The organism is Azospirillum rugosum, assembly GCF_017876155.1.
GTDB classification, from domain to species: Bacteria; Pseudomonadota; Alphaproteobacteria; order Azospirillales; family Azospirillaceae; genus Azospirillum; species Azospirillum rugosum.
The window spans coordinates 92430-115711 of record NZ_JAGINP010000019.1 but is presented as its reverse complement, the minus strand read 5'-3'; the positions used below and the strand labels follow the sequence as shown (position 1 = coordinate 115711).

18 protein-coding genes are annotated in these 23282 nt (G+C 68.5%); 8 read left to right on the top strand and 10 right to left on the bottom strand.

Annotated elements, in window-relative coordinates:
- The 3 genes from J2851_RS23905 to J2851_RS23895 form a co-directional block, all read right to left on the bottom strand.
- A complete protein-coding gene (locus J2851_RS23905; RefSeq protein WP_209769397.1) occupies positions 1 to 1056 on the bottom strand; it encodes a carbohydrate ABC transporter permease in 1056 nt (351 codons plus the stop codon).
- The gene (locus tag J2851_RS23900; protein WP_209769396.1) at positions 1053 to 2072 is read right to left on the bottom strand and encodes a carbohydrate ABC transporter permease; all 1020 of its coding nucleotides are present in this window, start codon (positions 2070 to 2072) and stop codon (positions 1053 to 1055) included. Before J2851_RS23900 ends, J2851_RS23905 begins: the two co-directional genes overlap by 4 nt.
- Before the next feature lie 112 nt (positions 2073 to 2184).
- Positions 2185 to 3477 (bottom strand): ABC transporter substrate-binding protein, encoded by a 1293-nt coding sequence (locus J2851_RS23895; RefSeq protein ID WP_209769395.1) that lies wholly within the window; start codon positions 3475 to 3477, stop codon positions 2185 to 2187.
- Positions 3478 to 3595: 118 nt separating this feature from the next.
- Here J2851_RS23895 and J2851_RS23890 point away from each other — a divergent pair, with 118 nt between their 5' ends.
- Positions 3596 to 4600, top strand: coding sequence for a LacI family DNA-binding transcriptional regulator (locus J2851_RS23890; protein WP_209769394.1), 1005 nt, complete (start codon positions 3596 to 3598; stop codon positions 4598 to 4600).
- A 47-nt stretch (positions 4601 to 4647) separates the two neighbouring features.
- Here J2851_RS23890 and J2851_RS23885 read toward each other — a convergent pair whose 3' ends face one another.
- The 6 genes from J2851_RS23885 to J2851_RS23860 form a co-directional block, all read right to left on the bottom strand.
- The gene (locus J2851_RS23885) at positions 4648 to 5982 is read right to left on the bottom strand and encodes an esterase-like activity of phytase family protein (RefSeq protein ID WP_246500885.1); all 1335 of its coding nucleotides are present in this window, start codon (positions 5980 to 5982) and stop codon (positions 4648 to 4650) included.
- A gap of 186 nt (positions 5983 to 6168) precedes the next feature.
- Positions 6169 to 7650: an MHYT domain-containing protein gene (locus tag J2851_RS23880; protein WP_209769392.1), complete on the bottom strand. Its 1482-nt coding sequence runs from the start codon at positions 7648 to 7650 to the stop codon at positions 6169 to 6171.
- A gap of 361 nt (positions 7651 to 8011) precedes the next feature.
- The gene (locus tag J2851_RS23875) at positions 8012 to 8902 is read right to left on the bottom strand and encodes a ParB/RepB/Spo0J family partition protein (protein ID WP_209769391.1); all 891 of its coding nucleotides are present in this window, start codon (positions 8900 to 8902) and stop codon (positions 8012 to 8014) included.
- The gene (locus J2851_RS23870; protein ID WP_209769390.1) at positions 8892 to 9941 is read right to left on the bottom strand and encodes a ParA family protein; all 1050 of its coding nucleotides are present in this window, start codon (positions 9939 to 9941) and stop codon (positions 8892 to 8894) included. The genes J2851_RS23875 and J2851_RS23870 overlap by 11 nt, the downstream gene beginning before the upstream one ends.
- A gap of 514 nt (positions 9942 to 10455) precedes the next feature.
- Positions 10456 to 11814, bottom strand: a complete 1359-nt coding sequence (locus J2851_RS23865) for a replication initiation protein (RefSeq protein ID WP_209769389.1) — start codon at positions 11812 to 11814, stop codon at positions 10456 to 10458.
- 684 nt (positions 11815 to 12498) lie between these two features.
- Complete coding sequence (locus J2851_RS23860; protein WP_209769388.1) at positions 12499 to 13194, bottom strand: FadR/GntR family transcriptional regulator; 696 nt, start codon at positions 13192 to 13194, stop codon at positions 12499 to 12501.
- Between the two features lie 283 nt (positions 13195 to 13477).
- Here J2851_RS23860 and uxuA point away from each other — a divergent pair, with 283 nt between their 5' ends.
- A complete protein-coding gene (uxuA, locus tag J2851_RS23855; protein ID WP_209769387.1) occupies positions 13478 to 14527 on the top strand; it encodes a mannonate dehydratase in 1050 nt (349 codons plus the stop codon).
- Positions 14528 to 14663: 136 nt separating this feature from the next.
- Positions 14664 to 16190, top strand: coding sequence for a threonine ammonia-lyase, biosynthetic (ilvA, locus tag J2851_RS23850; protein WP_246500884.1), 1527 nt, complete (start codon positions 14664 to 14666; stop codon positions 16188 to 16190).
- 181 nt (positions 16191 to 16371) lie between these two features.
- Here the strand turns inward: ilvA and J2851_RS23845 are convergent, their stop codons facing one another.
- Positions 16372 to 17496: a c-type cytochrome gene (locus tag J2851_RS23845; RefSeq protein WP_209769385.1), complete on the bottom strand. Its 1125-nt coding sequence runs from the start codon at positions 17494 to 17496 to the stop codon at positions 16372 to 16374.
- A 185-nt stretch (positions 17497 to 17681) separates the two neighbouring features.
- On the opposite strand from J2851_RS23845, the gene coxB reads away from it, so the two are divergent.
- The 5 genes from coxB to J2851_RS23820 are packed head-to-tail and all read left to right on the top strand — an operon-like array spanning position 17682 to position 22947.
- Complete coding sequence (gene coxB / locus J2851_RS23840) at positions 17682 to 18689, top strand: cytochrome c oxidase subunit II (RefSeq protein ID WP_209769384.1); 1008 nt, start codon at positions 17682 to 17684, stop codon at positions 18687 to 18689.
- Positions 18686 to 21217, top strand: a complete 2532-nt coding sequence (ctaD, locus tag J2851_RS23835; RefSeq protein WP_209769383.1) for a cytochrome c oxidase subunit I — start codon at positions 18686 to 18688, stop codon at positions 21215 to 21217. Before coxB ends, ctaD begins: the two co-directional genes overlap by 4 nt.
- Positions 21218 to 21225: 8 nt before the next feature.
- On the top strand, positions 21226 to 21585 hold the full coding sequence (locus tag J2851_RS23830) for a hypothetical protein (protein WP_209769382.1): 360 nt from the start codon (positions 21226 to 21228) through the stop codon (positions 21583 to 21585).
- A 49-nt stretch (positions 21586 to 21634) separates the two neighbouring features.
- Complete coding sequence (locus J2851_RS23825) at positions 21635 to 22474, top strand: TIGR02587 family membrane protein (RefSeq protein ID WP_209769381.1); 840 nt, start codon at positions 21635 to 21637, stop codon at positions 22472 to 22474.
- A gap of 35 nt (positions 22475 to 22509) precedes the next feature.
- Positions 22510 to 22947 (top strand): TIGR02588 family protein, encoded by a 438-nt coding sequence (locus J2851_RS23820; RefSeq protein ID WP_209769380.1) that lies wholly within the window; start codon positions 22510 to 22512, stop codon positions 22945 to 22947.
- The last annotated feature ends 335 nt before the right edge of the window (positions 22948 to 23282 follow it).

The window sequence follows — 23282 nt, the reverse complement described above, 5'->3', positions numbered from 1 at the left end:
TCACTTCATCCCCGTGTTCGCGATGCCGGAGGTGATGAACCGCTGCAGGAAGGCGAAGACGAGCGCCACCGGCAGCAGGGTCACCACGGTCATGGCGAGCAGATAGTGCCATTGGGTCTGCAGCTCGCCCTGGAAGGCGTTCAGGGCGATCGGCAGGGTGTGGACCTCGGTCTTGGTCAGGACGGCCAGCGGCCACAGGAAGTCGTTCCACCGCCACATGACCGAGAAGATGGCGAGCACGGCCAGCGCCGGCAGCGACAGCGGCATCACGATGCGCGCGTAGATGCGCCATTCCGACGCCTTGTCCATCCGCGCCGCCTCGATCAGGTCGCGCGGGATGGTCAGCATGTACTGGCGCAGCAGGAAGACGCCGGTCGGGGTGGCGGCACCCGGCAGGATCACCGCCCACAGCGAGTCCACGAATCCCAGCTTGGTGACCACCAGGTAGACCGGCGCCAGGATGATCGTGATGGGGATCATCAGCGTGCCGATGACGCCCAGCATCGCGACCGACTTGCCGCGGAACTCGTAGACCGACAGGGCGTAGGCGGCCATGGAGTTGATCAGCAGCGTGATCAGCGTGGCGACCACCGTGACGACGAGCGAGTTGCGCAGGTAGCGCAGGAAGTCGAACTGCGTCAGCGGGTCGGTGTAGTTGCCGACCGCGAAGGCCAGGTGGCGCACCGGCGTCCGGCGGTCGACCGGCACCCGGATCGTCTTCGCCGGTTCCTTCGGGTCGACCATCTGGGCGGCGATGCCGATCCGGCGGACCTGGGCGAGTTCGCGGACGGAGCCGTCCTCCATGGTCACCGTGAACAGCGGCAGGGGCTGCGGGTAGCCCTCGACGCGGACCTCCGCCTGCGCCATCGGCAGAAGCGAGGGCGGGAACTCCAGCAGGGCCGAGGGCGTCTTGAAGGACGACAGCACCAGCCAGAGCACCGGGCCGAACATCAGCAGCACACCGACCGCGAGGTAAGCGTAGGACGCCACGTCGGTCCAATGCCAGCCCCGCCCGCCGCGCCGCAGCGTGAGGAGCCGAAGGAGTCCCCCGGTCATGACGACCTCCGTCGCGTGAGGAAGAGTTGGACCATGGTCAGGACGAACAGCACCGCCCCCAGCAGCACGGACGCCGCCCCGGCCAGCCCGAAGTTCTGCACCTGGTTGGCGAAAGCGGTCGTGTAGATGTACTGGACGATCATCACCGTCGCCGTGCCCGGGCCGCCGCCCGTCAGCACGAACACCTCGTCGAACACCTGCACGGAGCGGATCAGCACCAGCACCAGAACGACCAGCAGGTTGGGCCACAGCAGGGGCAGGGTGATCCGGTGGAAGACGCGCCAGGGCCGCGTGCCGTCCATCTCCGCCGCCTCGTAGACGTCGCGGGGGATGGCTTGCAGGCCGGCCAGCAGGATCAGGGTGTAGAAGCCCATGTGGGCCCACACCGACACGAAGACCGACCAGAACATCGCCCAGCCGGGATCGACGAAGAACAGGATCTTCTGCCCGCCCGCCATGGTCAGCGCGGCGTTCAGCAGCCCGTCGCGTTGCAGGATCCATTTCCAGATCAGCGCCACGACCACGGGCGACAGCAGCACCGGGAAGAAGTAGACGGCGCGGAAGAAGCCGCGGGCGCGGATCGGCCGGTTCAGCACCAGCGCGGTGCCCAGCGAGAACAGCACCATCGCGACCATCTGGAAGACGGTGAAGGTCAGCGTGTTGCCGACGCCGCGCCAGAACAGATCCTCCTGGCAGCTGCCGGGATCGAGGTAGGACCCGCAGTCGAGCAGGCGGGCGTACTGCTCCGCCCCGACATAGGGCCGCTCGGCCGGATACAGCGCCGTCCCGCCGGTCATCGAGAAGACGATGTTGATGGCGATCGGCAGGAAGACGAACAGGCCGAAGAAGACCAGATTCGGCAGCAGGAAGACGTAGGGCATCCGCGCCGCGCCGATCAGCCGCTGCAAGGCGCGCATCGGCGGATCGGTCAGGCGCATGAGGGCCTGCGCGCCCCCGGCGACGAGGCCGGCCGGACGGCGCGCGGCGGCCTCGGGCAATCGCATCATGTCGGTCATGGGTTTACCCCCTGAAAGCGGATTGCAATCCGCTTTGGACCGCGACGGCGGTCCCGGCCGCGCGTGCGGCCATATGAATCCAAAGCGAACGGAAGTTCGCTTTAGGCCGGGGTTACTGCTTCTTCTTGCGCTCGGCGATCTGCTGGGCGACGTCGGCGGTGATCCGCTTGTACGCCTCGTCCAACGTCGTCTCATTCACCACCACCTGGCCGAGGCGGCTGATGGCGGCGTTGAAGACGATGCGGCTGTTGGGGTCGCCCTGGATGTGGTAGGCGACCGGGTCGAGCTTGCCGACGGCGTCGCCGAACACCTTCAGGGCGGCGGCGGCCTGCGGCGAGGCGGACGTGTACGTAATGCCCTTCTTGGCGAGGCCGATGTGGCCCGGCACGAACAGCGTGCGCGCGTAGAACTCGCCCGCGACCTCCTCGCTGGCCAGATAGTCGAGCAGGCGCGCGACCTCGGCCGGGTGGGTGCTGGTCTTCAGGGCGACCAGGGCGGCGCCGCCGGGCATGGCCGAACAGTTGGCCGGGCCGCAGGGCGTGGGCACGGCGATCCAGTCGAAGGCGTCGCCGATGGTCTTGTCGAACTGCGCGGTCTGCCAGGAACCGGATTCGTACAGGACGACCTGGGCGTTCTTGAACTCCTCGTTGGCGCCGCGGTAGGCGGTGCCGGACACCGACCCCCAAAGCTCCTTCGACATCACGCCCGACTTGTGCCAGTCGACGATCAGCTGGGCGGCGCGCTTGAAGCCCTCGTCGACGGCCTGCGGCTCCCCGTTCACCTCGGCCATCTTCGCCCCTTGCGAGACGGCGAGGCCGAAGAAGCGGTGGCCCGACCGGTCGAAGGCGACCGGGAAGGGCGCCTGCACCTTGTCGGCGACCGCCTTCGCGGCCTTGGCCCAGTCGTCCCAGGTGGCGTTGGCGCCAGGCATGGCGACGCCGGCCTGCTCGAACAGCGTCTTGTTGACGAAGGGGCCGGTCACGGTCAGCTGCGTCATGTAGCCGGGGATGGCGGTGGTGTTGCCCGGCACCCGCATCCATTCCAGGAACGGCCCGTAGTTCTGCTCCCAATAGGCCGCGTCCTTCAGGTGCGGCCGAAGGTCGAGCAGGTAGGGGGCGAGCCCGCCCATGTCGGTGACGCGCGCGAGGTCGGGCCCCTGGCCGGACGCCAGCTGCACCGGCAGCGTCTCGTTGATCGCCTTGAAGGGCACTTGGTCCAGGACGACCTTGATGTCCTTGTTCTTGTCCTCGAAACGGCGGAGCAGGTCGTTCATGACCTCGCCCTCGTTGCCGTCGGAATACCACATCATGCGCAGCGTGGTCTGGGCCTGGGCGCTTGCGAAGCCCACGGTTCCGACGATCGACAGGGCCAGCGCGCAGCCGGCGATCCAAGCGGTCCTTCTCATGGCGCTTTCCTTCCTCCCTTGAGCAGCGTTTTCCCCGCCGTCATCCTTCGCCCTTGACCATGGCAAACGTTTGCCTAAACTGTCAACGGGAATGTTTGGTCTACGGATGGAGTGGTTGGTGAGCGATCGGCGGCGTGAACCTGGGCAGACTTCCCTGGCCGACATCGCGGCCGAGGCCGGCGTGTCCGTATCGACCGTGTCCCGGATCGCCAACGGCGACCTGGGGCGGGCGTCGGCGGCGACCGTGGAGAAGGTGCAGCGCCTGATCGCGGAGCGCGGCTACCGCCCCAACCCGGTCGGCCGCAGCCTGCGCGGCGGGGAAAGCCGGCTGGTCGCCATGCTGGCACCCAACCTCGACAACCCGGCCATGGCGGCGATCGCCGCCTCGACGGAAGCCGCGCTGCGCGCCGCCGGCTATGTCATGGTCCTGTGCGACACCCACGACCGCCCCGATTTGCAGGACGAGTATCTGCGCGCCATGCGCTCCCGCTTCGCGGAAGGCTTCATCCTGGTGAGCGCGGTCGCCAGCGCCGAGTTGGAGGCGTCGGTGAAGCGCGGGGAGCCGATCGTGTTCGTGAACCGGCGCAACCCCTATGGCGGCGGGGCCTTCGTCGGGATCGACAACCGGCGGGCCGGGGCGGACGCGGCCGACTACCTGCTCGACTGCGGCGTGCGCGCGCCCGCCGTCATCCACCCGGCGGAGCTGTCCTCGACGATCCGCGAACGGGTGGAGGGCTTCATCGACCGCCTGCGCGAACGGCGGCCCGGCATGGCCGTGCGCCGCGCCGAGGGCGCGGGGGCAAACCATCTCGATTGCGGCTACGCGGCGGCGCTGAGCCTCATCGCGGCGGGCGGCTGGCCGGACGGCGTCCTCTGCCCCAGCGACCTGATGGCCTACGGCCTGTTCCGCGCGGCGCGCGAGCGGGGAGGGCGCATCCCCGACGACTGCCGCCCGGTCGGCATCGACGACAACGACCTGAACGCCTGGATCGCGCCCTGGCTCAGTTCGGTGAAGATCCCCTACCGGGCGTTCGGGGAGCGGGTCGTGGCCTGCCTGCTGGCGCTGCGCGCCGGGACGCTGGACGGGGAGGTGCTGCTCGGCCACGAGCTGATCCGGCGCTGACGCGACGAGGGCCACCAGGACCCTCGCCGCGCCTTCTCGCGCTGGCGTTACTTGGCCTTCAGGAACGCCTCGACGTTCAGCAGGACCAGTTCGTTGTCGTCCGCGATGTTGGGGTCGCGGCTGCTGGAGAAGGGCAGGTTGTTGTCGTTGCCCACTACGATGTGCCGGTCGTCCACCACGTCGACATTCTCGATGGTGAAGAAGGGGAAGGTCAGAACGCCGTCGTTCAGCGGCTTGCGCGCTTTCTTGTCCGGATCGGCGATGCGCATCAGGTCGACGTAGCCGATCTTGCGCGCCGGGCCGCCGGCGTTGGCGTCGGTCAGCTCGATCTTGTAGACCCGCTTGAAAGCGGCGACGCTGGAGAAGCAGTTGCTGGTCGGCTGGCCCTGCGCGCAGGCCTTGTCGAGGGTGCCTTCGCCGTTGTCACGCTCGATGATCAGGCCCGTCGTGCCGTCGATCATGTTGAAGTCGCCGATGGCGTTGCCGTTCTGCTCCAGCACATATTGCCAGGACCGGCCGGTCCAGGCCTCCTTGGCCACGTCGAACTCCAGGATCCGCAGGCAATCCCGCCCATCGGCGGTCTTCTCGAACGCCTTCTTCTCGGCGTCCCACACCGGCCCTTCGAGCAGCCCATAGAGGAACCGACCGTCCTTGGAGGAGGCGAAGCCCTCGAACCCCTTGGAGCGCCGGACCTGGAACGGCACCGTCTCGGCTGGGCTGGCCGGCGTGGTCACCGCCGGGTTGTCGGGGGAACGGACGACCTTGCCGTCCACCAGCGTGTCGTACACGGCGAGCACGCGGCCCGTCCGGTCGGCCTTGATGAGGAAGGGGCCGAACTCGTCGCCGATCCACAGCGTGTCGCCGATGATCTGGAAGCTTTCGGTGTCGAAGTCGGAGCCGGTCAGGTAGCGCCGCTCCGTCCCTTCCTGGACGATGCGGAACGGCACCTTCTTGTCCGGATCGTGCAGGAAGATGGTCTCCAGCCGCTCCATGGCGCCGCCGGCGAAATCGGCCTTGTACCGGTTCAGGTACAGCATGCTGTCGGGAGAATTGGCCTTGGCGCCGAACCCGTTGTCGGTCAGGATCCAGAAGGTCCCGTCGGGCATGCGCTTGATCCCCGAATGGCCCTGCAGCGGTTGGCCGGCGAACGGAACGGACAGGCCGGTCGGCCGGTCGGCGGACTTGCCCTCGACCGTGCCGATGGCCTCGACCCGGCGGCCGGTGGTGAATTTCCCGGACACCCGCAGGTCGGCGGGCGCATCGGACGGGGCGTCGATGAAGCTCTTGGCCGGCAGGATCGCATGACCGGCCAGCGCGGCGGGGAAAGCGTCCTGCGCCTGGGCGGCGGGCGCCAGGGACAGGGCGAGCAGGGCGGCCCCCATCCAGGGGCTCCTCATCCAGGGAAAAGTGCGGGCCATCGCGTGGACTCCAGTCAGGGTCATCAAAGGACGGCGCCCTTATCGCAATGAATGCGTGTCGAACACGTGATGGCTTGGCTATGAATTTATGACGGTTCAGCCGGGACGGAGCCGCCGAAGGCCGTGCGGGGCGCCAAGCGGAACACGATTTTAAGTTGCCGCCACCGAAGTCGAGGCGGCCTTCTCCGATGGGGCGACGCACCGCCCCTTCGGGTCCCGCCCGTCGATGAAGCGCGCGCGGATCGCCAGCATCGCGTCCAGATCGTCGAGGAACACCGCGACCAGACGCGGATCGAACTGCCGCCCCGCCTGCTCCCGCATGTGCGCTACGATGCGGGGCAGCGCCCAGGGCTGCTTGTAAGGCCGGGGGGACAACAGCGCGTCGAACACGTCCGCCACGGCGACAATCCGGCCGGAAAGCGGGATGGCTTCGCCGCTCAGGCCCGCCGGATAGCCGCTGCCGTCCCATTTCTCGTGGTGCGCCCCGGCAATCTCCGCGGCAAGGTCGAGCAACGGCAGGCCGCTTCCGCTCAGCAGCCGGTGGCCGATGGTCGCGTGCTGCTGCATGATCGCCCATTCCCGCTCGTCCAGCCGTCCCGGTTTCAGAAGCACGTGGTCCGGGATGCCGATTTTGCCGATGTCGTGCAGCGGTGCCGCTTCCAGAAGCCGGGCGGCGAACTCGTCGCCGCATCCAGCCGACAGCGCCAGCCGGTGCGCCAGATGGGCCATGCGGGCGACGTGCTGCCCGGTATCGTTGTCGCGGAACTCCCCGGCGCTGCACAGGCGGCGGATGATCTCGCGCTGTGTCGCCTCCAGCTGGAGCTGCACCGTCTGAAGCTCCAGGTTCGCAATCCGCAGCGACACGGCTTCATGTTCCGCCGCTGCCGACAGGCGCCGGTCGGCCGCCGCCGACACCAGGGCAAGCAGGAGGAGACCGATCGTGGCCACCGCCACCACGGCGACCAGCGGGCCGTTGGGCATCCCACCTTGAAGCGGTGAAAAGGGGTCGAGCTTGATGACCAGCGCGGCCATCCCCGTGTAGTGCATGCCGCTGATGGCGACGGCCATCACCAGCGCCGCCGCGATGCGTTCGCGCACCCCATGCATCCGGGTCGACAGCCAGAGCGCGATGGTCGAAGCGGCCATGGCGACCAGGATGGACAAGCCCCATAACTCGGGCCGGTAGGCCACACGGCCGGGCAGCACGATGGCCGCCATGCCGATGTAGTGCATCGCGGCGACGCCGATGCCGACCACGATGCCCCCCGCGATGACGGCTCCGGCCGAGGACGCCATGCGGCGGACGAGGTGGAAGTCGAAGGCGACGAATCCGACGGCGATCGCGAGGGAGAGCAGCGTCTTGAAGGGTTGGTAGGCGATCGGGGCGTCGATGATCAATGCGAGCATGCCAATGAAATGCATGGCCCAGACGCTGCCCCCCAGCGCCCCGGCGGCGCATGCCCGCCAAAGGACGGTATGGGATGTCGACCGGCGCGAGCGGTCGGCCATGTCCAGCGCGGCGTAGGAGCCGAAGGCGGCGATCACGAAGGACAGCGCCACCAGCCATGGGTCATGCGAAAAGGGGAGACCCGTCTCGGACGTGAAGCACAGTCCGGCCATCTCGATCCGCATCCTGGACTCTCCTTGCGGCCGCGGAACTACGGCCGGCGAGGCCGGGCACGGCGTAAGGCGGGTCGTTCCGTGTTCATCGACGCCATGGCGCACCCCTCTCCAGCTTGTTCGTTGTCCGCCGCCTTCGGCGTATACCGGTCGAGCAGGCAAGATGCAGGCCAAGCCGCACGCTGGATTTTCCAGCCAAGGTCACGGCCCGGGTATGTCGCAGGCCGCGCCTTTCCCGCAGCTTGAGTTGCAATTTGCGGCCCCGCTGCAAAGACCGGCATCCGGTACGTCATCGCACCGGATGCCGTATCGCCGCTCACAGCAGGCAGGCCATCGCCGAGGAAATCGCGGAGGTCGGCGCCGCCGGGGTGCTTTAGTCGCCCAGCAGCGCGTCGATGCGGCCGCGCAGCTCCCGCAGGAGGTCCCGCTGCGCGTCGTCCAGCGCGGCCCCCTGCTCCCGCACGTCGTCGAGGAGCTTGAAGGTTTTCCGGACGCCGACGACCATCCGCTTGGCGGCCGGCACCGCGGCGCGCGCCGGCTTCTCCACGGTTTCGGCACCGTCCGCGAAGTCCTTGCGGGCGGCGCGGAGCGTCGCGACGGTGGCGCCGTCCTTGGCCAGCGCCCACAGGCGGAGCTGAAGGTCCGGATCGTCGGCGTCCACCATCTCGAACAGCGCCGACTTCCCCACGCGCCCGCGGTGCTGCGCGTATTCGTCGAGGATGGGGGCGGGCAAAGTAAGGATATTCAGCGTCCGCGTGACCTCGGTCTTGTTGAGGCCGCTGACCGCCGCGAGCTGTTCGTGCGTGTAGCCGTGCTGCTCCCGCAGGGCGGCGAGGCCGGCGGCCGTCTCGATGGGGTCCAGGTCCTCGCGCTGCAGGTTCTCGATCAGCGCCAGCTCGGCGCTGTTGCCCTCCTTGACGAGCAGCGCGAAGACCGTCTCCTTGCCGGCGATGCGGGAGGCGCGGACGCGCCGCTCGCCCCACACCAGCGTGTAGCGCCCGCCGTTGCCCTTGCGGACGCCGATGGGCTGGCGAAGGCCGACTTGCGCGATGGACGCGGCCAGCCCCTCCAGCGCCGCCTCGTCGAAATGGCGGCGCGGCTGGTGCGGGTTCGGGTCGATCTTGTCCAGGTCCAGCTCGACCACTTCCGGATGATCGGCAGACACCCGGAAGCGGGGATCGCTCGACACCGCCTCGGACGCGCCGGCGACGGCTTTGGTCAGCATCCGCGACTTCGTCGCCTGGGACAGCAGCTTATTGGACATGAATGGCCTCGCCTTGGGCGGTGTCTTTGGCGGTGTCTGGGGCGTCCTCGTTGCGCCGGTCGCGCAGCGCGATCAACGCGTCCGCGACTTCCTGGTAGCTCTGGGCGCCGGGCGCCGTGGGTATGGCCTCCAGCGTCGGGCGGCCGGCGGCGGAGCCCTGCGGGTACTGGGTGGTGGCGGGCACCGGCGAGAAGATGCGGGTCTTGGCCCCGTACAGCTCGTGCAGCTGCGCCAGCGTCATGCGGTCCATGGAGTGGCGTTCCGCGAACATGGTCGGCAGGATGCCCAGCACCTCGACCCCCGGGTTGACCCGCCGCCGCACCTTGGTCAGCGTGTTGTCGATCAGCATCGGCACGCCCAGCGCCGCCATGGGTTCGGTCTGGACCGGCACCAGCACATAGTCGGAGCAGTTCAGCGCGTTGATGGTGACCTGACCGAGGTTCGGCGGGCAGTCCATCACGATGGCGTCGTAGGAGGATTCCACGTCGCCCAGCTTCTCGCGGAGCGCGAGGTTGCTGTTGGGATCGCCGGCCATCTCGCCGTCGGCCTGGGACAGGGTGAGGCTGGACGGCAGCAGGTCGAACAGCCCGCCGCACACCGGAACGATCGTCTGTTCGATCGGCCGGTCCTTCAGCAGCACGTGGTAGAGCGTGGCCCCCTCGCGATCGAGCGCGTAGGCGTCCACCCCCAGATGCATGGTGGCATTCGCCTGGGCGTCCGCGTCGACCAGCAGCACCCGCATCCCGGACTTGGCGAGCAGGAAGGCGAGGTTGACCGCCGTCGTGGTCTTGCCCACGCCGCCCTTCTGGTTGGCGATGGACAGCTTCGTCGCGGTCCGCGCAGGACCGGAGGCGCCGCCGCGCGCCGCCACGGCGGGAAGGCCCTTGGGTGCCGCCGCCATCTTGTCGCTGACCGAGATCAGCTGCGCGACGATCTGGGGGACGCGCTCGCTTCCGTTCTCCCAGCGGCTGACCCGGTTGCGGTCGTACCGCCGGCTGAGCTGGCCGTTCAGCCAGTCCGCCATATCCTGCTGCCCCATGTTCCGGCCTTCGCGGAAGGCCCGCAGCTGTTCGCCTTTGATCGATGTCGAGATCACGGTCGTGGCCCGTTCAGGGAAGTTTTGCCAGACCTTGGCAATACGTGACGAAATCGTCAACCCGTCACGGTGACAATATCGGGACTATCGCACATCGCGACCGGACGCCGCTTTCGCGCTGTGCGGCGTGCGACGGAATGAAACGCCATGAAACATGAGCGGCGATGATGTTTCATGGTTGCTCCCTCCCGGCTCCATAGGTTTTATATCCTACAGAAAGCGAGAGCATGAGGCAACAGGGCGGGGTTGGGACCCAGGGCAATCGCACTTGGGCATGGGATTCCTTCGCTAAATATCGCCGTCATCCCCGCGAAGGCGGGGATCCAGAACTTTAGCGCTAAGCGCCTGATACGGCTGGATTCCCGCCTTCGCGGGAATGACGGGTGTCTTGGGAAAGGAGAACTCTCGCCAAATGCGATTGCCCTGGTGACGATATCAGGGCAATCGCCGCCCATCCTTACTTGCCACGCCGGTTCGGCGCCTCGAAGGCCACGTCGGCGATCAGGCCGGCGGTGAGAGAGGAGAGGGTGGACTTGAAGGTCGGCCAGTGGTTCATCCCCGCGGCGTCCGCGGTCGCGGCGGTGCGCGCCCGCAGGACCAGGCGGCGGACGCCATGAGCCGCGTCCTCGACGCGCAGCGGCTCCAGCTCGCCCAGCAGCGGGGCCGGGACGCGGCCCTTCAGCGCGTGCAGGGCGGCGGCCCACAGGGCGTTCACGTCGTCGGCGTCGGGCAGGGGGCCGGGATCGGCCTGCTCGGGCATGGCGAGCGCTTCGACCGTTCCCGCGCGCCGGGCGCGCCGGCCGGCGCTGTGCCGTTCGCGCTCCAGGAAGGTCTCGACCACTTCCTCCTCGTCCTTGGCCTGGAACTCCAGCGTCACCGTCTCGATCTTGCGCCCGCGCCGCTTCATCTTGTCGTCGGGCATGCTGACCCGGAAGGGGGCGAGGTGGTTGACCTCCGCGATGGCGCGGTCGATGGTGCGGGTCCGCAGGATGCCGAAATCCTTGTAGGCCCCCTCCGGCACGTTCAGCAGCTTGCGCAGCGTGTCGATGTCCAGCTCCAGCGACGGGTAGTCCATCTGGTAGCGCTGCATCCCGATCTCGTAGAGCTTCAGGGCGTAGGTGCTGGTCACCTTGACCATCGCCGGCCCGGACAGCTTGGCCCAGAGCTGGGAGGTGCGCTGGATTTCCAGAAAGGCGTCGGTGAACTGGAAATGGATGTCGGCCGCGTCGCTGTCCTCCTCCTCCTCCGGCCGGACGTAGCTGCTGAGGATGCGCAGCTCGGCGCGCGACCGCCGCCCGCGGAAGGGGCCGATGACCACGAGGCTGCTGTCGAAGATTTCCTTCAGCGCGTCGAAGATGCGCTCGTTGCCCTTGTGGTTCCCGCGCACCACCCGCTTCGGCAGCCGGTAGAGCTTGTTGGCGAAGTTCTGGCTGCCGGCCAGATGGATCATGAAGTTCAGCATCTTCTGCGCCGGCAGCGACAGCCGCGCGCCGTTCGCGGGGTAGCTGTAGACGGCCTCCGCGGCCTTGATCAGGTGCTTGTAGCCGTCGCGCTCGAAGGTGGCGTTGGCGACGCGCGCGGTCAGGCCCAACGCGACCGGCGCCTCCTCCGGGATGGCGGGGAGGGGATGGTCGGTGGAACCCGCAGGGCTGGCGTCGATGATCGTGCGGCCCTCAAGGTCGCCCGGCCCCACGACCAGCATGGTGCCGCCGGAATCGGACGGGCTGGACCCCGAGGCGCCAGAATCGGCAACGCCGGATTCCGGGACGCCGGTCTCCGCCGCCTTCTGTGCCTTCTTGCGCCGTACTGCCGGCATTCCGAATCCTCCCGTGGACCGACAGAGCCTATTCAATCCTTACGCCACAAACAAGTAAGGAAAGGACTTTCCACCAAGGATCCGAGCATCCTTACGGCTTGGGGGCTTACCCTTACGCCCTGGGGCGTGGGGGCCAAGCCCCCGCCCCGTAAGCGTTCCGCCCCCACCTCGTAAGGATCAGGGTGGGCGACTCGTTGGATCCAGTGGGAATCCGCGCCCATGAATCCTTTTTGAATCCGAACAGACTCAAAAACGCAGGATTTGACCGGGTGATGGGGGTTTTTGGTGGCCACTGGACCAGACGCGACGCCGCTGGATTCACCCAACCGGGCGACTCGACCGGCTTTATCCTTACCGCTTGGGGGCGAATCGGCCGTCCGACGCGTGTTTGGCCGGCATGGCATTCCTTACCTCCTGGGGGCAGGCGGCCGCAAAGCCGCCCCCAAGCGGTAAGGATGGAGGCGCAGAGTTCCGCTGGAGTCCGAATCGGGCACCACTTTCGAAGGTTCCAGGCGCGCCGCGGGGCGACTCGCCCCCGGGAGGTAAGGATTGCCGCTGCGGAGCGTCGCGCCCCGCCGTCGCCGACGGCCCCCAAGAGGTAAGGATGAGGGCTCCGCGGAGTGCCCCGCGGACAGCCTCCGCGGACGGTGTCCCCCAAGCGGTAAGGATCGGGGCGGCGGGAGGTCAGCGCGCGCGGGCGCCGAACAGTTTGCTCTGGGCGTTCCGGATGTGCTTCTGCATGACGGACTTCGCGGCCTTGCCGTCGCGGGCGCGCAGCGCGTCCAGAATCGCGCGGTGGTCGGTGCACATGCTGCGGGCGACCGCTTCGCCCGAATACTGCTTTTCGAATTCCGTGTAGTGGGGCGACTGCCGCTTCTTCCAGAGCAGGTCGGTGATCTCGACGAACACCGGGTTTCCGGTCATGGCGCTGATCAGGGCGTGGAAGCGCCGGTCGTGGTCGTGGAAGGCCGCCCGGTCGCCGATCTCCGCCTCCATCGCCTCGATCAGCCCGGCCATCTCGGCGAGCTGCGATTCGGTGGCCTTCTTGGCCGCCATCGCCGCGATCTCCCCCTCGATCACGCCGCGGGCTTCCATCAGCGATTCGACGCCGACCTCCTCGTTCGCCGGAACCTCCGTCTCGTCCGGGAGCTTCTGCGCCACATAGACCCCGTGCCCGGTCCGGATGTCCACCCAGCCGTTGATCTCCAGCGCGATCAGCGCCTCGCGCACCGACGACCGGCTGACGCCCAGCTGCTTGGCCAGGTCGCGCTCGCCGGGCAGCAGCTGTCCGGGCGCGAAGTGCCCGTCGCGGATGTAGGTGATCAGGATGTTGGAAATCTGGCGGTACAAGCGCTCGACCTTAACCGTCGGCAGATCCATGGAACCGTACTCCGGAACAGCGGTGGGGGCCTGGGCGGCCCGCGACGGCGAATGCCGCTTCGAATCGCGGCACGGCCGTCCGCATAGGAATGCGCACAAGGTGGGGCAACATCAAGCCCGCGCTCCGCAAGGCGTGGGACATTCCGCGCCTTGCCAACTTGAGTCTTGTCACGGCCAGTGGGCAAGCCTATCGTTGGTCCACTGGTCCGGCCAGTAGACCATCAGACCAGACGGCGGACGCCGCTCCCTGGCCGCCGGATCGGGTTTTTCAACGAGGCAAATCATGAAGATGACGTTCCGGTGGTACGGCGACAGCGACCCGATCCCCCTCAGCCACATCCGGCAGATTCCGGGCATGCACGGCATCGTGTCGGCGGTGTACGACGTTCCGGTCGGCGAGGCCTGGCCGGTCGAGAACATCCAGGCGCTCAAGGATAAGATCGAGGCGCACGGCCTGACGCTGGAGGTCATCGAAAGCGTCCCGGTGCACGAGGACATCAAGCTCGGCAAGCCGTCGCGCGACCGCCTGATCGAGAACTACTGCACGACCCTGCGGAACCTGGCCCAATGCGGCGTCAAGGTGGTCTGCTACAACTTCATGCCGGTGTTCGACTGGACGCGCACGACGCTGGACATGACGCTGCCGGACGGGTCCACGACGCTGGCCTTCGACGTGGAGACGGTGGACCGCATCGACGTCAGCCAGGGCATCTCGCTTCCGGGATGGGACGCCAGCTACCGCCCGGAGGAACTCCGCGCGCTGCTCGCCGAGTATGAAGCGGTCGACGAAGAGGCGCTGTGGCGGAACCTGGAATATTTCCTGACGCGCGTCATCCCCGTCGCCGCGGAGGCCGGGATCCGCATGGCGATCCACCCGGACGACCCGCCGCGCCCCATCTTCGGCCTGCCGCGAATCGTGAAGAACCGCGAGGATCTGGAGCGGCTTCTCGCCATCGTGGACGACCCGGCCAACGGCCTGACGCTGTGCTCGGGCTCGCTGGGTGCGTCGTGCAAGAACGACATTCCGGCCATGGTGCGGGAATTCGCCGGGCGCAAGCGCATCCATTTCGCGCATCTGCGCAACGTGAAGGTGACGGAGGCCGGCGACTTCCACGAGACCAGCCACCGCTCCGCCGACGGCTCGCTCGACATGGCGGAGATCGTGAAGGCCTATCACGAGGCCGGGTTCGACGGCTACGCCCGCCCCGACCACGGGCGCATGATCTGGGGCGAGACCGGCAAGCCGGGCTATGGCCTCTACGACCGCGCGCTGGGCGCCGTCTATCTGAACGGCTTGTGGGAAGGCATCGCCAAGGCCGAAGGGCGCGGGTGATCCATTCTTCGCACCGGCCCGCGCATGCCGCGGGCCGGCCGCAGAATTTCCGCCCTGAGAAAATCCGCGCCGGCGCTCTTGCCGGCTCCCCGGCTCTGCTATGCTGCCCGGACCAGCTTGCAGAAGGCCTTTTTCGATGCATGAGTATGTCCGGAAGATCCTCACCGCCCGCGTCTACGACGTCGCGATCGAGAGCCCGCTCGATCCGATGGCGCGGCTGTCGCAGCGCCTGAACAACACGGCTCTGCTGAAGCGCGAGGATCTCCAGCCGGTTTTCTCCTTCAAGCTGCGCGGCGCCTACAACAAGATGGTCGGCCTGTCGCCGGAAGCGCGGGAGCGCGGCGTGGTCTGCGCCTCGGCCGGCAACCACGCGCAGGGCGTAGCGCTGTCGGCGCAGAAGCTGGGCATCAAGGCGGTGATCGTCATGCCGCGCACGACGCCCGCCATCAAGGTGCAGGCGGTGAAGAGCCGCGGCGGCCGGGTCGTGCTGCACGGCGACGTGTTCGACGATGCCTACCTCCACGCGCGCCAGATCGAGGCGGAGAAGGGGCTGACCTTCATCCACCCCTACGACGATCCGGACGTGATCGCCGGACAGGGCACCGTCGGCATGGAAATTCTGCGCCAGCACCCGCATCCGCTCGACGCCATCTTCGTGCAGATCGGCGGCGGCGGACTGGCGGCCGGCGTGGCCGCCTACGTCAAGTTCCTGCGCCCGGACGTGAAGGTCATCGGCGTGGAACCCGACGACGCGGCCAGCATGGGGGCGGCGATCGCGGCCGGATCCCGCGTGCAGCTGGACCAGGTCGGCCTGTTCGCCGACGGCGTCGCCGTGCGGCAGGTCGGCAGCGAGACCTTCCGGCTGTGCAGCGAGCTGCTGGACGAGGTCATCACCGTCAACACCGACGAGATCTGCGCCGCCATCAAGGACATCTTCGAGGACACCCGCGCCATCACCGAGCCGTCGGGCGCGGTCGGGCTGGCTGGGCTGAAGAAATACGCGGCGCGCGAGCGGCTCCAGGGCAAGGGGCTGGTCGCCATCAGCAGCGGCGCCAACATGAACTTCGACCGCCTGCGCCACATCGCCGAGCGGGCGGAGATCGGCGAGCGGCGCGAGGCGCTGTTCGCCGTCACCATCCCGGAGCGTCCCGGCGCCTACCGCCAGTTCATCCAGGCGCTCGGCAAGCGGTCAATCACGGAGTTCAACTACCGCTACGCCGACGAGCGCGAGGCGCAGATCTTCGTCGGCGTCCAGCTGACCGAAGGCGACGCGGAGAAGCGCCAGATCATGGACCTGCTGCGCGGCCTGGACTGCCCCGTGCTGGACATGAGCGACAACGAGATGGCCAAGCTCCACGTGCGCTACATGGTCGGCGGGCGCGTGCCCGGCCTGAAGGACGAGATGCTGTTCCGCTTCCAGTTCCCCGAACGGCCGGGCGCTCTGCTGAAGTTCCTGAACGGCCTGGCGCAGGACTGGAACATCTCGCTGTTCCACTACCGCAACCACGGCGCCGACTATGGCCGCGTGCTGGCCGGCATCCAGGTGCCCGAACGCGACCGCGCGCGCTTCCGCCGGTGCCTCGACGACCTCGGCTATCCGTACTGGAACGAGACCGACAACCCCGCCTACCGCCTCTTCCTGGCGGGCGCGCTCCCCCGCTGACGGTGGGAAGAGACCCGCTGCGAGACGCGCAACATGCTCCTGGACCGGACCCTGCTCATCGCCACCATCGCCGGTGCCGGCTGCGGGTTCTTGCCATTCTGATTGGCCGTGCGGAGTGGATGGCCTTGCGCTCGATTCGCCGCCCGCATGAGGGGGGAGTGACCTGCCATCGCGCGCGACGTCATGGCTGGAAGGCCGACGCCTCCTGCGGCCGCACCCGCGCGTAATGCAGCGACACCGCCCGGATCTGGTCCTCGGTCAGGTCGCGGGCCGCCGCTTCCATGATGCGGGACAGGGCGGTCGTGCCGCGCTTTCCCTGTTTCCAGAGCCGCAGCTGGTCGGCGATGTAGCCGGCGTGCTGCCCGTCGAGACCGGGATAGCGCGGATCGCGGTTCGCACCGTGGCAGCCGGAGCAGGCGGGAACGCCCTGCTGCGGATCGCCCGCCGCCGCGAGATCCGCGCCGCGCTGGAGGAGGTCGGGCGGATCCTCCGCCCGCCGGTCCGGGTAGGGCGCCTCGGACTGCCCGGCGTAATGGTCGGCCAACGCCCGCAGGACGCCGTCGTCCAGGCCGGAGGTCACAGGTTGCATGATGCCGCTGAACCGCGTTCCGGCCGCGTAGGACCGCAGGGACTCGTGCAGGTAATCGGCGTTCTGGCCGGAGAGCCGGGGGAAGGCCCCGCTGTTGTCCCCGGCGCCGTCATAGCCGTGGCAGCGCGCGCAGTTGTCCAGCACGTCCCGGATCGGCCCGTCCGGCTTGGCCGCCAGTTCCGCCATGTGGGAGTGGTCCTCGGCCGGAGCCTCCTCCCCGAAGGCGAGGCGCCGGTACTCCGCGCCGTCCATGTCGTCCAGCCGCCGCAGGAAGGCGGCGACGGCCCAGGGCTCGTCGTCGCGCGCTTGCGCCGGCCAGGCCGGCATACCGGCGTATTTGATGCCGTTCAGCGTGATCCAGTACAGCTGCTCCGGCGTCCAGTCCGCGACCCGGCCCGGCAGGTGCGGCGGCGTCGGGAGCATGTGGCGCGAGATCGGGTTGCGCGGGGAGTCCGGCGCGCCGTGGCAGGGGGCACAGCCGTCCTCGTAATGGCCGGCGCCGCGCCGGATCAGCGCCGGGTCGTCCAGGCTCGGCGCGTCGATCATTATGGAATGCGTCTCGATGGAGTTCCGCATCGCCATGTGCAGGAACCAATAGACCGGCGGCCAATGCTCCTTGCTGGCCGCGACGCTGTACAGCCCCGACCAGGCGAACAGGAACCCGCCCACCGCCTGCACGGCGAGCACGCCTGCGAGGATCATCAGCATTCTGCGCATGGGTTCCTCGCTCCGGCTGCGGTTCATCGGGTCGTCGCCCGTTCCAACCGGGAACGGTCGCCCTCGTCCCCAGAAGAATGCTCTCGGAAATGCCGAGGTTCCGGGGAGCGCCCGATGGAACACGGGGGTGTCGCCGGGAGTTGAACGAGCCGACACCCGGGACGAGGGCAGGGGGGAGCACGGGCATGGCCCGCCAATCAGGCCGCAGCCGGCGGCGAAGACGCGCAGGGGCGCTGTGGACGGCCGGCGGGCCGGCCTGGCTGGCGGCGTGCGAGGGCCAGCAATCGGCGCTGTCCGCCGGCGGCAGCAACGCCGCGGCGATCCTCGACCTCTCCATGGTCCTGTTCATTGGGGCGGGGGTGATCTTCCTGGCCGTCATGGCGCTGGCGGGTTACGCCGTCTTCGCGCGGCCCGACCGTTTCCCCGGCGCCCGCGCCTGGGTGATCGGCGGCGGGATCCTGTTTCCGGTCGTCACGCTGACCGCGCTTCAGGTCTATGAGTTCACGGTGGCGCGCCGGCTGGCCGCCCAGGGCTCCGCAGACATGCTGCGCGTGGAGGTGACCGGCCGCATGTGGTGGTGGGATGTCCGCTACCGCGACGGTCCGGCCCCGCTGCGCACGGCCAACGAGATCGTCATCCCGGCCGGGCGGCCGGTGGAGTTCGTGGTGGAGGCCGCCGACGTCATCCACAGCTTCTGGGTGCCGAGCCTCGCCGGCAAGATCGACATGATCCCCGGCCACACCAACCGCCTGGTCCTCGTCGGCGAGACGCCGGGCGTCTACCGGGGCCAGTGTGCCGAATATTGCGGGGCGCAGCACGCGCTGATGGCCTTCGACGTGATCGTCGAGCCGCCGGACCGGTTCGAGGCCTGGCTCGCCGCCCAGCGCCAGCCGGCCCCGGAGCCGGCCGACGCCACGCTGGCGGCCGGGCGGGACAGCTTTCTGAAGCTCGGCTGCGGGGCGTGCCACACGGTGCGCGGCACGGCCGCGGCGGGGCTGCTCGGCCCGGACCTGACGCATGTCGGCGGGCGCCGCCGTCTGGCCGCGGGAACGATGCCCAACGACACGGACGCCTTCGCCGCCTGGATCGCCGGCGCCCAGCATGTGAAGCCGGAGAACCGGATGCCGTCCTTCCCCATCCTGGACGGCGCGGACCTGCGCGCCGTCGCCGCGTGGCTGGAGAGCCTGTCATGACGCCGCCGCTCGACGATCCCGGCCTGCCCAGCCCCTTGCCGCGCCCGCCCGAGGAGATCGCCACGCTGAAGCGCGTCTGGAAGGCGCCGCGCGGCATCGGCATCCTGACCGCGGTGAACAACCAGATCGTCGGCGTCTTCTACATCGGCACGGCGCTGCTGTTCTTCCTGATCTCCGGCCTGCTGGCGCTGGCCATGCGGGCGCAGCTGGCGGTGCCGGAAAACGACCTGCTGGACCACGGCACCTACAACCAGTTCTTCACCGTGCACGGCACCGGCATGATGTTCCTGTTCGCCGTGCCCATCGTGGAGGCCATCGGGGTCTATCTGCTGCCCGCCATGCTGGCGGCGCGCGACCTGCCGTTTCCGCGCCTGTCGGCCTTCGCCTTCTGGGCCTATTTCTTCGGCGGGCTGGCCTTCTTCGCGTCGCTGCTGTTCGACGCGGCGCCCGACGGCGGCTGGTTCATGTACCCGCCGCTGACCAGCTTCCGCTTCTCCCCGGGCATCAACGCCGATTTCTGGCTGCTCGGCATCGGCTTCATCGAGATTTCCGCCATCGCCGGCGCCATCGAGATCGTGGTCGGCATCCTGCGCACCCGGCCGCCGGGCATGACGCTGGACAAGCTGCCGGTCTACGCCTGGTCGATGCTGATCATGGCCGGCATGATCATCTTCGCCTTCCCCGCGGTGATCGTGGCGACGGCGCTGCTGGAGATCGAGCGCGCCTTCCAGTGGCCCTTCTTCATCGCGGAGCAGGGCGGCTCCCCGCTGCTGTGGCAGCACCTGTTCTGGTTCTTCGGCCATCCGGAGGTCTACATCATCTTCCTGCCCGCGGCGGGGCTGGTGTCGATGATGGTGCCGACGCTGGCGCAGCGCCCGCTGGTCGGCCATGACCTGATCGTGGTGGCGCTGGTCGCCACGGGCTTCTTCAGCTTCGGCCTGTGGGTGCACCACATGTTCGCCACCGGCATCCCGCAGCTGTCGATCAGCTTCTTCTCCGCGGCCAGCATGGCCGTGTCGGTCCCGGCCGGGATCCAGGTCTTCGCCTGGATCGCCACCTTCGGCAAGGGCCGGGTGCAGTGGACGGTGGCGACGCACTTCCTGCTGGGCTTCCTGTTCATCTTCGTGCTCGGCGGGCTGACCGGCGTGATGGTCGCGGTCATCCCCTTCGACTGGCAGGCGCACGACAGCTACTTCATCGTGGCGCACCTTCACTACGTGCTGATCGGCGGCATGGTCTTCCCGGTCTTCGCCGGGCTCTACCACTGGTGGCCGACGCTGAACAACCGCATGCTGTCGGAGCGGCTGGGGCGTTGGGCCTTCTGGCTGATGTTCCTGGGCTTCAACGCCACCTTCTTCCCCATGCACGTCAGCGGCCTGCTGGGCATGCCCCGGCGCGTCTACACCTACCCCGGCGACCTCGGCTGGAACGGGCTGAACATGGCCTCCACGGCGGGGGCCTTCGTGCTGGCGCTGGGCGTGCTGCTGGTGCTGGTGGATATGGCGCGCAGCGCCCTGGGTTGGGGCCAATCGGCGCCGCAGAACCCCTGGCGGGCCGGCACGCTGGAGTGGATCCCCAACGACACCTACGCCACGCGCAGCATCCCGCGCATCACCTCGCTGTACCCGCTGTGGGACCAGCCCAACCTGTCGCGCGAGGTGGAGGAGGGCGGCCATTTCCTGCCCGGCGCCCCGACCAACCGGCGCGAGACCATCGTGACCAGCCCCATCGAGGCCCGGCCGCAGTACCTGATGCCCATACCCGGCCCGCATTGGGGTCATTTCCTGGCCGGCCTGTTCACGGCGGCGCATTTCCTGTGCCTGACCGTGCAGTGGTATTGGCTGTCCCTCCTGCCGGGCGTGCTGGCGATCGCTTCCGTGCTGTGGTGGGTGTGGAGCCTGGACAAGGGGGAGGATCACCCGCCCCAGGACATCGGCGGCGGCTGGCGCGTTCCCGTCTATGTGCAGGGGCCGCAGAACCATTCCTGGTGGGCGATGGTGGTTCTGCTGCTGGTGGACGGCACCGCCTTCGCCAGCCTGGTCTTCGCCTACCTGTTCCTGTGGACGGTCAGCCCCGATGTCTGGCCGACGGACGCGGCGGCGCTGCCGGGGCTCGGCTGGATGGCCGGCGGTCTTGCGCTGCTGGCGCTGGGGGCCGGGGCCATGCTGGCGGCGAGCCGCCTGCTGGGCCGCAACCGGCCCTGGCCGATGCGGATCGCGCTGCTGGTTGGGTTCCTCCTGCTGGTTGCGGCCGGGGTGGCCGAGCCCTACGCCCAGGTCCAGTCCGGCCTGCGGGCGGCGGACAGCGCCTATGGCGCCATCGTCTTCACGCTGGCGGCGTGGCAGGGCTTCCATCTGGCGGTGTTGCTGCTGATGACCGGCTACACGCTGGCGCGGTCCTTCGCCGGACGGCTGCACGCGCGGCGCCGGGTCACTTTCGACAACACCATGCTGATGTGGCAGTACAGCTGCGGGCAGGGGGCCGCGGCCCTGCTGCTGGTGCACCTGTTCCCGCGCGTCGCGCTGTGAGGCCGGGCATGGAACGACACGGATTTCCCGCGACCTTCGCCGGCATGATGTCCGCCTTCCTGATCTGGGTGGTGCATTTCCTGGCGATCTACGGAATCAACGGGCTGGTCTGCGCCCGCGGCCTGGACGCCCTGGACCTGTTCGGCCTGCCGCTGCCCGTCGCGTTGGTGCTGGGCGCGACGGCGGCGGCCCTGCTGCTGGCGGGTGCGGTCCTGATGGGCGCGCTGTGGAGCGGCGGGCCGGCGCCGCGGGCCAGCGACGATCCGCGCCGCTTCATCCGCTGGTTCACCGCGACGGCCGCCGTCGCGGCGCTGGTCGCCATTCTGTGGAACGGGTTGCCGGCACTCCAGGTGCCGGCCTGTGGGTGAGCGGCCGGACGGCCCGGATCAACGGCGAAGGGGAGGCTTCGAGACCAGCATGTCCGCCGACGCGACCGCTTCCAGCACCATCGACCGGGATTTCGCCGTCGGGATCGCCCGGGCCTTCGCCGGCGCCCTGATCTTCGCCCTGCCCATGCTGATGACCATGGAGATGTGGCAGATCGGCTTTTCCATAAGCCCGTGGCGGCTGATCCTTCTGCTGGTGGTGCAGATGCCACTGCTCGTCGGGCTGTCCCGGTTCGTCGGCTTCGAACGCACGCGGACCCTGGGCGAGGACGTCACCGACGCCTTCGTCGCGATCGCCGTCGCGGTGCTGATGGCCGCGGTGGTGCTGTTCGTCTTCAAGGTCATCGACACCGACATGACCCGGCAGGAGGTCATCGGCAAGATCGCGTTGCAGAGCTTTCCCGGCAGCATCGGCGCCCTGCTTGCCCGCGGCCAGCTCGGCCAGCAGGGCCGCGCCGCCGACGAGGATCGCCAGGACCCCACCTACCCGGGCGAACTGTTCCTGATGGGCGTCGGCGCCCTCTTCCTCGGCCTCAACGTCGCGCCGACCGAGGAGATGATCCAGCTGTCCTACATGATGGATCCCTGGCGGGAGCTGGCGCTGGTCCTGCTGTCCCTGGTGATCATGCACGCCTTCGTCTACAGCATCGATTTCCCGGGCGGGTCGGAATTTCCGAAGGACATGGGCTTCTGGACCCTGTTCGTGCGTTTCACCGTGGTCGGCTACGTCGTCGTCCTGCTGATCTGCCTGTACCTGCTGTGGACCTTCGGGCGGACCGACGGCACCGACATCGAGGACGTGCTGAGCGCCGCCATCGTTCTGGGGTTTCCCTCGTCCGTCGGCGCCGCGGCGGCACGCCTCATCCTGTAGCGCGTCATGCTGAAGCCGCAAGGAGAGCCGCCGTCGTGAAGGCGCAGAACGGGAAAGCGGGTGTCCTGCGGGAGGCCGATGCGGGCACGACGCGCGCCGCCTCCTCGCCGCCGTGGGAACGGCTGGTCGCCGCCCTCGGCGTTGTCCTCATCGTCGCGATGATCGGGTCCATGGTCTATTTCGCGCTGACCCACGAGCGCAGCGTTCCCGCCATCACGATCGAAACCGAACCCCCGCGGCCCGCCGGGCAGAGCCACGTCGTCCGGTTCCGGGCGGTGAACGGAACGGGGACCACCGCCGCGGCGCTGCACATCCGCGGCGAATTGCGGCAGGGCGACACCGTCGTGGAGACGAGCGAAGCAACGCTCGACTACCTCCCCGGCGATTCGGAGCGTTTCGGCGGCCTGTTCTTCCGGCACGATCCGGCCCGGTACGAGCTGCGCGTCTTTCCGGTCGGCTACAACGAACCGTGACGGGGCGGGGAGCGCGCCGCCGGGGCGGCGCTGATCCCGGATTTTCCGGCCGTCCGTGCCGGGGGACCGTCCGCGGCCGATCACCGGCCGGCTGCCGCCACAACCGTTGATCGGCGCACGACCGCCCGACCAGCATCCTGCCTCCAGCACCCTGTCCCCCGCGCATGGCCCCACGCTCGTGGCTCTATGCCTGGGCCCCCACGCTCGTGGCTCTATGCACGGCGACACTCCAGATTCATGAAATTTAGTTCATTTTCTATCTACTCACAGATATCAAAAATGGTATTATTGGCCGAAGTGAAAATCGAGTCGCCGCAGGGGGCAGCGAATGATTC

Excerpts from the sequence above, each read along its gene's own strand:
- J2851_RS23885 (WP_246500885.1), bottom strand. The coding sequence starts at position 5,982 with ATGGGGGCCGCCCTGCTCGCCCTGTCCCTGGCGCCCGCCGCCCAGGCG.
- J2851_RS23895 (WP_209769395.1), bottom strand. The coding sequence starts at position 3,477 with ATGAGAAGGACCGCTTGGATCGCCGGCTGCGCGCTGGCCCTGTCGATC.
- J2851_RS23865 (WP_209769389.1), bottom strand. The coding sequence starts at position 11,814 with ATGCCGGCAGTACGGCGCAAGAAGGCACAGAAGGCGGCGGAGACCGGC.
- J2851_RS23830 (WP_209769382.1), top strand. The coding sequence starts at position 21,226 with ATGGAACGACACGGATTTCCCGCGACCTTCGCCGGCATGATGTCCGCC.
- J2851_RS23860 (WP_209769388.1), bottom strand. The coding sequence starts at position 13,194 with ATGGATCTGCCGACGGTTAAGGTCGAGCGCTTGTACCGCCAGATTTCC.
- J2851_RS23870 (WP_209769390.1), bottom strand. The coding sequence starts at position 9,941 with ATGGGGCAGCAGGATATGGCGGACTGGCTGAACGGCCAGCTCAGCCGG.
- J2851_RS23825 (WP_209769381.1), top strand. The coding sequence starts at position 21,635 with ATGTCCGCCGACGCGACCGCTTCCAGCACCATCGACCGGGATTTCGCC.
- uxuA (WP_209769387.1), top strand. The coding sequence starts at position 13,478 with ATGAAGATGACGTTCCGGTGGTACGGCGACAGCGACCCGATCCCCCTC.
- J2851_RS23905 (WP_209769397.1), bottom strand. The coding sequence starts at position 1,056 with ATGACCGGGGGACTCCTTCGGCTCCTCACGCTGCGGCGCGGCGGGCGG.
- coxB (WP_209769384.1), top strand. The coding sequence starts at position 17,682 with ATGGCCCGCCAATCAGGCCGCAGCCGGCGGCGAAGACGCGCAGGGGCG.
- J2851_RS23900 (WP_209769396.1), bottom strand. The coding sequence starts at position 2,072 with ATGACCGACATGATGCGATTGCCCGAGGCCGCCGCGCGCCGTCCGGCC.
- J2851_RS23875 (WP_209769391.1), bottom strand. The coding sequence starts at position 8,902 with ATGTCCAATAAGCTGCTGTCCCAGGCGACGAAGTCGCGGATGCTGACC.
- ctaD (WP_209769383.1), top strand. The coding sequence starts at position 18,686 with ATGACGCCGCCGCTCGACGATCCCGGCCTGCCCAGCCCCTTGCCGCGC.
- J2851_RS23845 (WP_209769385.1), bottom strand. The coding sequence starts at position 17,496 with ATGCGCAGAATGCTGATGATCCTCGCAGGCGTGCTCGCCGTGCAGGCG.
- J2851_RS23880 (WP_209769392.1), bottom strand. The coding sequence starts at position 7,650 with ATGCGGATCGAGATGGCCGGACTGTGCTTCACGTCCGAGACGGGTCTC.
- ilvA (WP_246500884.1), top strand. The coding sequence starts at position 14,664 with ATGCATGAGTATGTCCGGAAGATCCTCACCGCCCGCGTCTACGACGTC.